The following is a 13,148-nucleotide window of genomic DNA, read 5'->3' on the forward strand; positions in this document are numbered from 1 at the left end:
TTCCATACTTCACTACCCAAAAGATTTGACATAGGCGCGTTCGATTCAGTATAATTAACACTATAAACAACGCCAATAATCAGGCACTTTCTTCAGCAGTCAGAAGGACGCTATGGGAGATAAACAACAAATGGATAGCGTGCGTTTAGTGCTAATAATTGCTTGTGTAGGTGTATTCACTGGTCCCGTCTTCGCGCAAGACAACGGTCCGAATGGTAGAACCGTTCGGGTCAAGATTGTTGATACGACTACTATAGCAGAGAACCCAATCGAAAGCGTTAAGTCAGAAAAAGATAAACTACAAATCACATTTGAAAACATGCCACAAGACTTGCGGGAACAATGGTACAGTCTCACCCTGATGAATACCAAGCTCGGTTATATGCACGTTTCTCTTGAAGAAACCGAGTATCAAGGCGAACCTGTCATCCGGAACAAATTTAACATGGTCATGAACTTTAAGGCACTCGGAACGGATGTCACACAAGAAACCACCCGTGCTGAGTATACCGGTTTCGACCTGATGCCGCGCTATTTCCTTTCGACTTCCGATGCCTCAGGGTTAAAACAGGTGGAAGGACGGATTGTAGATGGCATTGCTTATATTAAAACCACACTCAACGGAGAAACGACTGAATCAAAAGTCCCCGTGCCACCGGATACAATCTCCGAATACCCTGGTCTGCAGTCTCTTTTCAGGCAAAAAGGGCTCAAAATAGGAGATAAATACAACCTTCATATATTTAGTTTCGACCTGTTGAAACCTGTAAAAACAGAGATTGAGGTTACAGCGCAAGAGACTTTAATCCATCAATCAGAGGAAAAGCAGGTTTTCGTTTTGCCTCAAACAATGGATATAGCCGGGGGCATCACAGCGAAGTCTTGGATGGATGCCGACGGCGTGATCTATAGAACAGAGGTGCCCTTGATGGGATTTTCTCTGGTCGTTACAAAAACCGATAGAGAAACGGCTCTTGGTGGCACCGCAGAGGTTGATGTTATCTTAAAAACCCGCATTCTCCCCGCTGGAAAACGCCCGACCCCAAAGGCGGAACACCTCGAAGCCGAAGTGAAGCTTTTGTCAGGAAACATCACCGAAGCCATTATGTCTAACGCCCGCCAGAAACTCGAAGTCGAGACTGGACAATCAGGTAGCATTTCAATCCAAGTTCCAACGGTTGTTGCGGCCGACTGTCCTGATTTACCTATTCGTGATGCGGCGGGTGAATTCCTTCGGAGCAGTGCTTACATTCAAGCAGCCCATTCTGACATCCAAGCAACGGCTCAGGAGATTTTGAATGGCGAGACGAATTCATGGCGTGCCGCGAAAAAATTGTGTCAATGGGTTTATGAATCCATCACTGACAAAAGAGTGACAGGTGGCTTTGGTTCGTCATTAACGGTATTAGCGTCGCTCTCTGGAGACTGTACGGAACACACGACACTTTTTATAGCGTTGGCACGTGCCGCTGGAATCCCTTCACGCATCTGTTCGGGTATTGTATTTTCAAGGGATGCTTTCTATTATCACTTCTGGCCCGAAGTTTACGTTGGCAGATGGGTACAAATGGATCCGACGTTCGGTCAGATGGTGGCGGATGCGAATCACATTCAACTTGGCGGAAGTACGCTGGAATCGGACAACCTAATGGAATTTGCCGAAGGGGTCTTCCAAACAATCAACCGACTTGAAATTGTGATTACCGATGAGTAGTTACCAGCAGTCAGGTCGCTGCGCTTTCAGCATTCAGTTAAGAGGCTCCCGGCGGTCATAGAATGTGTCACTGCCATAAATATCTTTTGGGTGACCACTGAGAGAGTTGCAAAACGATAATGCGGGGAATGCCTTTAAGGCATTCATATCGTTGATTTCCACACGGGCTTCATACCGTTGATTCGCAACCCGCCCTGCCCGTTGACAGCCATTAAGCCACAAAGGACAAAACAAGATTGGCATTTCTTAATCCGCTCTTTCTCTTCGGACTCCTCGCTGCGGGCATTCCATTACTTATTCATCTTTGGAACCGTCGCCGTGTCGTGACAATCGATTTTAGCAGTCTTATGTTCCTTGCGGCGGCACATCGTGAAAACGCTCGCCGATTCCAACTTCGACAACTCCTTATTCTACTTCTACGGATGACGATTGTTGCGCTTATTGCGCTGGCTTTGGCGCGCCCATTTTTGACCCTCGGCTTGCCGGTCGCTTCTGTACGCGCAAAAACCGATGTGGTTATCGTTTTAGATAACTCTTACAGCATGGGATATCAAGAGGTAGATGGTGTCCGGTTCGAGACAGCGAAAACTTTGGCGACGGACATTCTTGAGACGCTGCGTCACGGTGATAGGGCTACACTTATTTTAATGTCGGACACACCGCAACCTGTTTTTCAACAACTCACACCTGACCTTGAGAGCGTTATCGCAGCAATTAACGAGGCGGAAATCTCTTACCGGACGACGAATGTTCAGCCAAGCCTTGAACTCGCGCATGAAATTCTCGCAGCGTCTGAGCAGCTGAATAAGGAACTCTATCTCATTTCAGATTTCGCCCGGAACGGATGGGAAAACTGGAGTCGTCTTCCAAACCGATCGGGTGCTCGGATTTCGCTGCTGCCTGTTACTGAAAGTGAAGCACATAATATAAGTATTGAAGAAATCCGTCCCTCCAATCAACTAATAGGCGTGAATTTACTGCTCCAACTGAATGTAACAATCGTCAACCATTCGGCGGCATCTTTGGGTCAGAATATCTTAACCTTGTTTATTGGAGGCGAGAAACAAAAAACCGTGAACGCTTCGTTCGACCACGTAGACGAAACCTTAAATACTACTTTAACACACACTTTTTCTACGCCGGGTACGCATACCGGTTATCTGTCACTAACAGAAGATCGGCTCAACATCGACAACCGACGCTACTTCGCTTTAGATGTTATCGGTGAAGTGCGGGTCCTCTGTGTCGGGGAACAGACCGACTATCTAACGTTAGCCCTCAATCCAAATAACTTTATTAGTAGCCATCAGCCGTCAGGGCGAACCGCGAACCGCGAACCGCGAACCGCGAACCGCGAAGAGCGGAACGCGCTACGCAAGTCGCGTGTGGATTTGCGGGACACTGCTGGCGGCTATAATACAATGATTCTACCGACGCAATGCACGCCAGCGGAGTTTGAGAACTTCCCGCTGGAAGACTACGATGTTATCATTCTTGCGGATGTCCCACAGATCTCTCAGCAGATTGACACACAACTTCAAGAATTTATCCGTCATGGGAAAAGTATAATTGTTTTTGTGGGTAGCGACAGCGACCTACCAAACTACAATAGATTCAGCAATATGTGGCTACCTGCCGAAGTTGGTTCCACTCTGACATGGACACCCCCACAGCAGGTTGGTACATACCAAGCGTCCCATCCCATTTTCGATATTTTTCCGAGCGAAGGATTTTCTACGCACTACGCGCCGCAATTCCACAATGGTGTGGCACTACAGCCTACCGCTGAATCCACAGTCATTGCGCGTTTTGAAGATGATACCCCTTTCCTTGTTGAACGCATCCGAGGGACAAGTGCCGTGCTACTTTACAATTGTGGGATACTCACGCAACAAAGGACTTCTGCTACTGCTACTCTGCGGTATACAAACGACCTGCTTGTTAATCCGTATTTCCTTCCAATGCTCCAACAGAGCGTCCTTTACACCGCTATGGCGAGTGGTAATTTAACATGGGGCGGGCATGTCGGTGATACCTACACAGCGTACTACCCGCGTAGTGCTGGCGGGAAAGCGTCCATTCGTTTAATAGAGGTTAGCGGTCAGCCGTCAGCGGTCAGCCGTCAGCAAGAGGATATTTCTGCTGATGGTTTCCGACAGTCTCCGATAAAGGATAGCCAGAACACAGTGGTGCCGATTGATGAAGATGGTAGGCTACGATTTCAAGACATAGAACGTCCGGGTATCTATCAAATTGAAGTGGAAACGCAAGGTAGAATTCAACGAGATTTTTTTGCGGTTAATGTTGATAGCAACGAATCCGATTTAGCACAAATTTCGCTTCAACAAGCAGCAGCGCGCGTCGGTGCACGAACAACAGTCTCTGAGAAAACCGAGACATCAACAGAGGTGCCTGACACCATAGATGTCAGAAGACACGGTCGGGAAATTTGGGGTGAATTGCTTATATTAGCGGTTTGCCTTATGATGCTTGAAAGTTTTCTTTCAAATCGCGCAAGTGCACTGGCTGTAGGTGAAGAATAATGATAGATTTTTGGTATGTTGCGCGCTCGCTTGGGATCCTGTGCTTAATTATGGCAATCAGCAGCCAATCATCAGCAGTCGGTCAAGAACGGTTTGTGGAAACCGAAAGCAATACGCAACCACCATACACTGAAAGCCGAAAGCTGAAAGCCGAAAGCCAATATGATGAGGCGAATATCGTACGCAGTCTCGTCATCAGCGGGAATAACTCATTTTCCGACCAACAAATTCGCGCCCTGATGGGGACAGATGTCTGGAGTGTCTATGATGAGACCCTTCTGAAAGCGGATTTTGAAGCGATCGTCCGTTTCTATCGGGAGAATGGCTATCAGTTCGCTCGCATTATTGAAGAGCAACTCTCTGTAAAGAAATTCGGAGATGGTATTTACCTGGGTATCGAAATTGATGAAGGTAACATTGGACAGATTCTCGTAAGCGGTAATATACAGACGAAGGAGGAGGTAATTCGGCGTGAACTTCTATTTGCGGAAGGAGATATCTATACAGAAGCAGATAGAATAGAGAGTGAGCAGATTCTGCGGCGTAAGACGTATATTGGTGCTGCAAAGGTGGATGCCCAGTGGGATGAACTCTCAAAAAGGGTTATCGTTCATGCAAGTATTACGGAACTCTTGTCGTTCCCATTCGGAGCAGACTTGAACCTGAACAACCAGAAAAGGTACTGGCTACTACAATTTCGGGATCCAAACCTGTTCGGTTCGGGGCAAAGTACCTTGTGGCGTTACGAAAGGATTAGCGAAATTGGCGAGAGGACGCGGAGCCTTGTGAGAGGTAGATATTCCAACCCTCGCCTTTTTAATTCACACTGGAATTTTGACGGTGAATATATCCAGAAGCGAGATGGGGACTCTTTACTTGTATTGTTAGAACGTCCACAATATACATTGAAAAGTCGATGGAGTGCAAGTATCCGTTTTTCTGAATCGGTCAATCCCGTAACTTGGTATGAAAACGGACGAGAAACCGATAGGTTTGAGCAAAATTTACAAGGCGCCTTTGCAAATGTGCAACGCTACTTCGGGGACAGACGGCAACAGAACTATATAGGGCTCTGGGCGACCTCACGGCGTTTGAAATATGTGTTACTTGACAAATCAGTTGAATCAGGAGCGATGTTAGAAGAGCGCGATATAAAGCGGGTTGGTTTCACGCTGGGTAGAAAACACACCGCATATCACAAAACTCGGTTTCTCCAACGGATGGGACAAGAGGAGAATTTTCTCGTCGGTGCGCAATACGCGCTGTCTCTTGGGTATGCTTCGCCATTATATGGCTCTGACCGAACAGAATCTTACGCTGAATTGGCTGTCGGTTCGGGGTGGATGAAAGGAGATCGGTTTTTTGGTCTCACAACAGTCGCACTTAACACAAACTTGACGAGTCGAATTGAACGGTCTGTTCTCCAGGCACGGACTTCTTGGTTTTATACAGATGTATTTAATACCGGTGATATCTATACGCTTGAAAGGGGTTTTAGAGAGAATGGCCTCTTTGACTTTCATCAGACATTTGTTGCGCAGCTGACAACAGAGATGCAGTTCGGATGGAGTGGGCGGAGTCAAGTCCTTTTGGGGGCTTTTAATGGTTTGCGCGGTTATGATTATAGACAATTCAACGGAGAGAAGCTCGTCCTATTGAATCTTGAGAGTCGCACTGTATTTGGTGGCACAATTTTCCACAAAATGGACGAAGCTCTCGCAGCGGTAGCGACGTTTGTGGCGCGCCCGTTTATTGATAGACCTGTACACCTTGGATTCATATTAAGCGGCGTTGTGTTCGCTGATATTGGATATATCTGGAATGGAAGAAACAGTTTTGATTTGGCGGCACCAAAGCGGAGTGTGGGATTTGGATTGCGGAGTAGCCTCTCTCAGTTTAGTGGTACGGGCATTCTTCGGGTAGAATTTGCGTTTCCGCTCGATCCGCCTTTCGCGCCATCGCTTAAACCTCGGATTTTTTATGGTCAGGAACGCACATTTTAACTGGCTGTCAGGGGTCAGCCTCAGTAACCCGTTGGCGGTTGCAAACGTTTGTAATTCCGAGGAGGTTCTCTGGACTGATAACTGATAACCGATAACTGATAACTGATAACTACAAAATGAACTCTTCGGATCGCATATCAACCGAAAATATTACATGGCGAGCGATTTTGTTGGGGTTGTTATCGCTCCCGCTCAACATTTACCTTGTTGTTCAGACGGAGACAGTCTGGACGACACAGTATCCTACCACGATGGCGATTTTCTTTAACGCCGTCTTCACGCTCTTCCTTATTGCTATTCTCAATCTGCTCTTAACACGTTATCTACCGAAATGGCAACTCACGCAAGCAGAGATGCTAACGGTGTATCTCATGGTAACGCTGGCGTGTGTCGTCTGTGGACACGACCTTTTGCAGGCGACGATGTGTGTCTTGGGACACGCGGCGTGGTTTGCGACACCCGAGAATGAATGGCAATCGCTTTTCTTCCGCTATATTCCGGACTGGATTGCTGTGATGAACCGCCGCGCCTTAACCGGCTACTATGAAGGCACCTCAAACCTATTTGAGACAGATCATATTCAGGCATGGCTCACCCCAGTATTGGCATGGTTGGTTTTCTTCTCTGCTTTAGCATTCTCTATGATGATGCTGAGTGTAATCCTCCGTAAACAGTGGATTGAACACGAAAAGCTGAGTTACCCAATCATCTTGCTCCCTTATGAAATGACAAAACACAGAGATTTCTACCGAAACCGATTGCTCTGGATAGGTTTCGCTATCGGATGTGGGATCGATTTGCTCAATGGAATTAGTTTTCTCTATCCTTACGTCCCGAGCCTTCCTATCCGTCACGACATTGGCATCTTGTTCACAGAAAAACCGCTGAATGCTATCGGTTCAACACCTATCCATCTAAACCCTTACGCCATCGGCATAGGTTTTTTAATGCCGCTGGATTTGTCGCTCTCTTGCTGGTTGTTTTACCTGTTCTGGAAGGCACAACTCGTTTTCGGAGCGATGACAGGAATGAATCAGACCCCTGGCTATCCGCATATTGATATGCAATCAACTGGTGCGTATTTTGGTCTCTGTTTCTTCGCGCTTTGGATAACACACAAGCATCTCTGGCAGGTTGCCCGCAATATTTTAGGTTTGAAAACAAACATTGATATAACAAATGAACCGATGGGATACCGGAGCGCGTTTGTTGGATTCTTGGTGGGTATGGCAGTTGTGTTTGGATTTTGTTTGAAGGCAGGGATGTCGTGGTGGGGCGTACTTGGGTTTTTCAGTATCCAATTTATACTTGTTTTAGCGTTTACACGGATGCGTGCGGAACTCGGGACCCCGACGATGGATTTCTATCGTGCGGGTCCTGGTATTTTTCTGACTTCACTTGTTGGTTCCAGAAAGATTGGTCCGCCAACGTTGACAGGCTTCGCGTTCCTTTACGGGTTCACGCGCAACTATCGTTCGCAACCGATGCCGAACCAATTGGAGGGCTTTAAACTCGCTGATAGAGGCGGCATCAACACGCGTCAAATTCTGTGGGTGATGTGGGGTGCGACGGTCATCGGGTTAGCTATTGGATTTGTTGCGTTCCTGCACGCGGGTTATAAACATGGAAGTTTAGGGACATGGCGCGGGCAGGAGGCGTTCAGTGACCTACAACGCTGGTTGACCCTTCCGAACGATACGGACTGGGGACGTATGGGATTTTTCGGCTTTGGTATCACTCTGACGCTCACGACGCTCTTTATGCGTCTGCGGTTTATTTGGTGGCAGCTGCATCCGTTGGCTTATCCGCTTGCGGGGAATTGGAATTTCGGTCGGCTTTGGTTTCCGGTATTTCTGGCGTGGTTGCTAAAATCTATACTGATTCGCCACGGTGGGATTGGTGCGTATCGCCGAACACTGCCCCTGTTTTTAGGGACAATGCTCGGCGAATTCGTGATGGGGAGTATTTGGGCAATTTTAGGACTGTTTCTCGGACAGCGGATGTATTCGTTTAAGCATTGGTAGGCGGTTGGTAGTTAGCACTCAGAGAGCCTACTTAATCCGATATTTTCTGTAAACGGATACCACCACCAGAGGTGCGCAATTTCATCAGGGGACCCCCGCCGTTTATGCTCCCTTTCAACCTATTTTTTGGAACTTTTCCCTGAATGGTGGATGCTACTGCAAAGTCTGTTGAGACGCTCCCGCCGCTGGTTGTGGCGTCCACATCAATTGCGATATCTGGGATGAGGATAACAGTTATGTTACCGCCGGATGTGCGCAAACTACATTCATCGTGAAGTTGTGCTGTTAGAAGGGCTTGGATAGAACCGCCTGAGGTTCTGGCATTTACAGTCCCGATGGTGCTCCCCAGTTTGATGCTACCTCCCGAGGTATGAACATCTACGTCTCCACTACACTTCTCAACCTTGATACTACCCCCGGATGTTTTGCCCCAAACGGAGCCCTGAATGTCCCCAAAGCGGATGCCCCCGCCAGAGGTTTGTGCTTGAACATCGCCTGCGACATCGCCCACTTCAATACTACCACCAGAGGTCTTGAGATCGACAGGACTGTCACACGATGTAAGTTTGATGCTACCCCCGGATGTTCGTCCCCACACTGTCCCTGTAATGTTTCCGAAACGCAAACTGCCGCCTGAGGTCCTCGCGCGGACATCCCCGTTAAGGTCGGCTACTGAGATACTACCGCTTGCGGTATCCAAATCGACGTTGTAATCTTTAGGCACAGTTAGTTACCTGAAAACGAATTTCGAGACGATTTAGCACTTTCCTCCAGTGCTCTCGACCTTGTTTGAATGTGCCTTCAATACGGACACCAGTATCTTCGTTGGTGAATGCCACATCAAAATCGGCAAGTGCCTCTTTTGCAGCAGATCTGCTCAACGGCTTTGCTGCCTTTGTGACGACGATCTTAACCTGATCCCCTTCAGCGGTTTGGACATCAATTGCACCAAACTCTGAGACAAGGGTTAGGCTACCACCCGAATTAACGCTATATGCTTTTTCAATCTTGTCCACAATATGTTCCTCATCCGTTAAGGCTACCTCACAACCAATAGTAAAAAATAAAACCAATACCGAGAGAGAAAAGGTTAAGGTAATAAACCGATTCATAGGACATCTCCAGTGAATGTTTTCTGTTGGGTTTCTGCTGAAGGACGGGTTCCTTCAAGCGTTGGTATTCGCCAAATTGGTACGATACAGAACAACCACGCATCCGTTGGGAAAAACCGCGCGGCTTTTCCCAACGTACGTTTTTAGAGTTCTTCGTTCTGTTTGACTTGTTGTGTTCTGATCTCTTGGAGGATTTCTACAACCGTCTCCATCTGTCCTTCCAGTCTGGCAATACGTTGATCAACAGATGTGGTAGATTCCGCGTCCTCATCTTCATCAGAGGTGACTTCTACCGTCTCGACTGTATCAGTATCAGATTTCTCTTGGGTGCGTTCCCCCAAGAAGTCTTTGAGAAAGTCAGGTACCGATTGCCGTACAACTTCACTAACATCTTTCAGTTCGTCGCCAATGGTTTTTTTCACGTTGGAGAAGTCGAAGTCGATATCAATCGTAGGACCTTCTCTAAGATATGCAGCAACTTGGTGGCAAGCAACACTCACCTCACTAAAAGATGCCCCCGTTTCAAGGGGTTGAAACAACCCTTGAGGGACAGCACCGATCTCGCTTAAGCGGTCAAGCGCGTTGTTGACTTGCTGGGCGCACCGCTCCTCACTTTCTGAAGGATCTACTATCGGTGATGTCTCTACTACGCGAGCAGTTGTTTCCAAGAGCCGTAGAATTCCGCGAATTTCCTTTTGGGTTTCGTGTTCGTTAGACATGATTGTCTCCTTTTTATGGGCATTTGCCTATATAGAGTCCGTTAAGGCTAAAAAGGATAGCGAAAAATAGTTGGTGGCTGTCAACCACTCCTGCCTTTTGAGCCTATCTGCCCATATAGAGTCACCCGAGGATAAAAAGATAGTGGAAAATTTAAAAGGAACGCGAATTCGGATATTTAGACATTAGGAGGGGTCCGATTTTAGTTCACCGACATTCCGGCGGATTTTTATTACTGCCTTAATAATGTCCTCTATGTCCTCCTCGCTTGCCATCAGGACATTTTGACTTAAGGAGAGACCGGTTTGGCATATCTTCTCAGTCTCAGGACAATGCACATCGGTATAATTGAGGTCTTGACCGAAAAGATTAGAGGTAAGAAAAGAGGCGCGATACATCGGCGTTGTATACCAATATCCCATGGGTATCCCCTCTGCACGCATTGCTTTGAGAAATGTTTCACGTGAAATGTCTTCAAATTCCTCAGCATCAAAGAGTGCTTTATAGCCGTGGCACCCGCCCCGCGTTGCACGTGGATCGAGAGGTGTGACTTTGATGCCGGGAACCTCGCCGAGCCACCCATCTAACCATCGCATATTTTTATGGCGATAGTTGGTTTCATCTTCAAGTCGAGTTATACGCGAGAGGAGGAGGCCGGCTTGCCACTCAGTCATACGGAAATTGCCGCCGAAGGGTTCTGCCTCGCCGAATTCAGCATCGGGGAGTGTGCGTCCACAATTATGGAGTGCATACGCGCGTTCGTAGAGTTCCCGGTCGTTGATGAGAACGATACCGCCTTCACCGGCGCAAAGGTTCTTTGACGATTGGAAACTGAAGCATCCGAAATGTCCCCAGCTGCCGACACCTCGCCCGCGCCACTCGGCACCGTGTGCCTGCGCGCAATCCTCGACGATTTTAAGGTTGTGCCGATTTGCGATGTCAACCAATGCGTCAAGATCGGCTGGATATCCGGCGATATGAACCGGTAAAATCGCCTTTGTTTTTTCGGTGATAGCGGCTTCAACTTTTGAAGGATCCAACAGGAAACTATCTGGTGCGGTATCCACAAAAACAGGAACGGCATGCGTCATGAGGATCGCGACGACTGTTGCCTGGAAGGTATAGGGTGTGGTAATGACCTCATCACCCGGACAAACGCCAGCGGCTTTCAGGGCGACATAGAGTGCTGATGTCCCACTATTGACACAAACGCCATACTTCGCGCCTTGGAATTCAGCGAACTGTTGCGCGAATTCTGGAACCTTTGGTCCGCCAACGCCCCACTGTCCACTTTTGTAAATTGCTTCAAACGCCTCAATATCGGCAGGGTCCTGCGTGGGCCATGTCGGATAGGGATCCGTGCGGACAGGTTCACCGCCGTTTATTGCTAATGTTGCCATATCTTCGTCCCCCTTCGATTCCTAAAGAACGTAATGCTGATTGTCTGAACAAGAGTTTATGGGATTAATGGATTTTCAGGATTATGGATCCTGCTTAATTGAGGATTGCTTTTTCCGAATGGACGTTGATGGACGTGCATTCGGCGTTGATCCTCTAAGCACTTACAAGGATAACATGTTTGGCAAAGCGCGTCAAGTAGGACGTTCAATTCTAAAAAACTTGACTTTTGATTGCTTATGTAGTATGCTATATTAAACAAGTGGAAACAGCCAATGCCTGCCAAAGACATCAGCAGAATAAAGGGGAAAAGAAAATGGACACTCGGGAGTTATATGAATTGCTGTCAAAGCAGATAACTGAAATGGACGCCCGGTTCACGAGGCAGTTTGAGGCCCTCGATAATCGGCTTGAGACGCTCGATAATCGGCTCCGGAATGTTGAAATAGATGTTGCTGAAATTAAAGGACAGAAAGCCGGGTGGGAATCTGCTCGAAATTGGGTATCTACCGGCATTGCCCTCGTTGCCCTTGGGGTCGCAATAGCAGTCGCTTTATGGAAGTAACCGAATAATTTGGATGGATAGCACACCGCTGGCATGTGTCTTATGTGTGAGTCGCGTTTTCTATAGGCATATCATGTCAGTGATGTGAGGAATTAGGTCTGCGAATTTTCCCCTCTGCACCACCTCTTGTAACCGAGATTCTAAATGTCCCGCTTCAACTTCAGCGATTAATGTTTTCATAACCTCCCACGCTTTTCTTTCCAATTCAGCATCAATCGCACCGCCTTGAACCGCCTCTTCAAACTCATCTTCGTCTTGGATTTCATAGGTGCCGTCTGGATTTACCCAGAGGTCCAAAAAGAGGTCGGTTATTTCAAAACAATTGAGTTTGCCCGTTGCATCTACAGTTCGCTTGACCGGCTTCATAATATCGCAGTAATAACCCGTCCATTCATTATTCAGATTATACACTTTGGCGATACCGTACCACAGACCCGTAAATACGAACCAGACTACCGGAAAGTTATCGCCTAAAACCGTATCACCATTTTGAATTATAGGTAAGGCAGGTTTAACCCGTTGCCCCGTAACAATGACTTCCTCGTCCACATAAAGCAATTGTTGGTGAGATCGATTTACCCGATTCGGAGGCCATTTATAGATGAGTGTTATGGTTTCCATTCCAACTTCAAATCCGTATGCGTATCAAGGGCCTGATTCTTTTTTCCTTAGGGGCTCCTCTACATTTATTCGTTCAATGATCATTCCGATTTGTGCCTCTAACTTTTCAATCTTTTCGGCTTGTGCTTTTTGCCCCCTTTCTCGCCACGCCATGATGATTTGAGGGAGACTAACAGTGAGGATAATCAAAGCTATTAGAGCAATTACAAAATTAGATATCAGGTTTAATCGCTTATCCATTTCTTCGACTTTGTCGGTGACGTTTTTTATTTTTAGATCCACATGTTCTTTTACTCTGCCCTCGGACTCTTTGATAATTTCTTTCATTCTATCTTCGGACTCTTTGACAATTGAACGAATCTTCTCAAGGTCCTTTACAGTCAGTTCGCTGAACACAGGGGCAGTAAAAATTAAAAACGCAATGGTAGAAATTAGGATTAATTTCATGTTA

Annotated in this window: 11 protein-coding genes; 5 read left to right on the forward strand and 6 right to left on the reverse strand. The window is 47.1% G+C overall.

Annotated features, from left to right (window positions below; all coding sequences use genetic code 11):
• Positions 1 to 112 precede the first annotated feature (112 nt).
• The 4 genes from OXN25_10635 (at position 113) to OXN25_10650 (ending at position 8,284) form a co-directional block, all read left to right on the forward strand.
• A complete protein-coding gene (locus OXN25_10635) occupies positions 113 to 1,714 on the forward strand; it encodes a transglutaminase domain-containing protein (GenBank protein ID MDE0425316.1) in 1,602 nt (533 codons plus the stop codon).
• A 236-nt stretch (positions 1,715 to 1,950) separates the two neighbouring features.
• Positions 1,951 to 4,257, forward strand: a complete 2,307-nt coding sequence (locus OXN25_10640) for a BatA domain-containing protein (protein MDE0425317.1) — start codon at positions 1,951 to 1,953, stop codon at positions 4,255 to 4,257.
• Positions 4,257 to 6,260, forward strand: coding sequence for a hypothetical protein (locus OXN25_10645; GenBank protein MDE0425318.1), 2,004 nt, complete (start codon positions 4,257 to 4,259; stop codon positions 6,258 to 6,260). The genes OXN25_10640 and OXN25_10645 overlap by 1 nt, the downstream gene beginning before the upstream one ends.
• A gap of 116 nt (positions 6,261 to 6,376) precedes the next feature.
• On the forward strand, positions 6,377 to 8,284 hold the full coding sequence (locus OXN25_10650) for a hypothetical protein (protein MDE0425319.1): 1,908 nt from the start codon (positions 6,377 to 6,379) through the stop codon (positions 8,282 to 8,284).
• A 31-nt stretch (positions 8,285 to 8,315) separates the two neighbouring features.
• Here the strand turns inward: OXN25_10650 and OXN25_10655 are convergent, their stop codons facing one another.
• The 4 genes from OXN25_10655 to OXN25_10670 all read right to left on the reverse strand — a co-directional run bounded on the left by OXN25_10655 (position 8,316) and on the right by OXN25_10670 (position 11,513).
• Positions 8,316 to 9,008, reverse strand: a complete 693-nt coding sequence (locus OXN25_10655; protein MDE0425320.1) for a DUF4097 family beta strand repeat-containing protein — start codon at positions 9,006 to 9,008, stop codon at positions 8,316 to 8,318.
• Positions 9,001 to 9,396 carry a hypothetical protein gene (locus OXN25_10660; protein ID MDE0425321.1) on the reverse strand — a complete coding sequence of 132 codons (396 nt, stop codon included), beginning with the start codon at positions 9,394 to 9,396 and terminating at the stop codon, positions 9,001 to 9,003. The genes OXN25_10655 and OXN25_10660 overlap by 8 nt, the downstream gene beginning before the upstream one ends.
• A 143-nt stretch (positions 9,397 to 9,539) precedes the next feature.
• The gene (locus tag OXN25_10665) at positions 9,540 to 10,115 is read right to left on the reverse strand and encodes a hypothetical protein (GenBank protein ID MDE0425322.1); all 576 of its coding nucleotides are present in this window, start codon (positions 10,113 to 10,115) and stop codon (positions 9,540 to 9,542) included.
• Between the two features lie 183 nt (positions 10,116 to 10,298).
• Positions 10,299 to 11,513: a DegT/DnrJ/EryC1/StrS family aminotransferase gene (locus tag OXN25_10670; protein ID MDE0425323.1), complete on the reverse strand. Its 1,215-nt coding sequence runs from the start codon at positions 11,511 to 11,513 to the stop codon at positions 10,299 to 10,301.
• 314 nt (positions 11,514 to 11,827) lie between these two features.
• On the opposite strand from OXN25_10670, the gene OXN25_10675 reads away from it, so the two are divergent.
• Positions 11,828 to 12,076: a hypothetical protein gene (locus OXN25_10675; protein ID MDE0425324.1), complete on the forward strand. Its 249-nt coding sequence runs from the start codon at positions 11,828 to 11,830 to the stop codon at positions 12,074 to 12,076.
• A 60-nt stretch (positions 12,077 to 12,136) separates the two neighbouring features.
• Here the strand turns inward: OXN25_10675 and OXN25_10680 are convergent, their stop codons facing one another.
• On the reverse strand, positions 12,137 to 12,697 hold the full coding sequence (locus OXN25_10680; protein ID MDE0425325.1) for a DUF402 domain-containing protein: 561 nt from the start codon (positions 12,695 to 12,697) through the stop codon (positions 12,137 to 12,139).
• Between the two features lie 24 nt (positions 12,698 to 12,721).
• The gene (locus OXN25_10685; GenBank protein MDE0425326.1) at positions 12,722 to 13,144 is read right to left on the reverse strand and encodes a hypothetical protein; all 423 of its coding nucleotides are present in this window, start codon (positions 13,142 to 13,144) and stop codon (positions 12,722 to 12,724) included.
• Positions 13,145 to 13,148 lie beyond the last annotated feature (4 nt).

Source organism: Candidatus Poribacteria bacterium (assembly GCA_028820845.1).
Lineage (GTDB): Bacteria > Poribacteria > WGA-4E > WGA-4E > WGA-3G > WGA-3G.

Bases quoted from the DNA above. Each gene is read 5' to 3' on its own strand.
- OXN25_10635 (MDE0425316.1), top strand. From the start codon at position 113: ATGGGAGATAAACAACAAATGGATAGCGTGCGTTTAGTGCTAATAATT.
- OXN25_10645 (MDE0425318.1), top strand. From the start codon at position 4,257: ATGATAGATTTTTGGTATGTTGCGCGCTCGCTTGGGATCCTGTGCTTA.
- OXN25_10650 (MDE0425319.1), top strand. From the start codon at position 6,377: ATGAACTCTTCGGATCGCATATCAACCGAAAATATTACATGGCGAGCG.
- OXN25_10660 (MDE0425321.1), bottom strand. From the start codon at position 9,396: ATGAATCGGTTTATTACCTTAACCTTTTCTCTCTCGGTATTGGTTTTA.
- OXN25_10665 (MDE0425322.1), bottom strand. From the start codon at position 10,115: ATGTCTAACGAACACGAAACCCAAAAGGAAATTCGCGGAATTCTACGG.
- OXN25_10670 (MDE0425323.1), bottom strand. From the start codon at position 11,513: ATGGCAACATTAGCAATAAACGGCGGTGAACCTGTCCGCACGGATCCC.
- OXN25_10675 (MDE0425324.1), top strand. From the start codon at position 11,828: ATGGACACTCGGGAGTTATATGAATTGCTGTCAAAGCAGATAACTGAA.
- OXN25_10680 (MDE0425325.1), bottom strand. From the start codon at position 12,697: ATGGAAACCATAACACTCATCTATAAATGGCCTCCGAATCGGGTAAAT.
- OXN25_10685 (MDE0425326.1), bottom strand. From the start codon at position 13,144: ATGAAATTAATCCTAATTTCTACCATTGCGTTTTTAATTTTTACTGCC.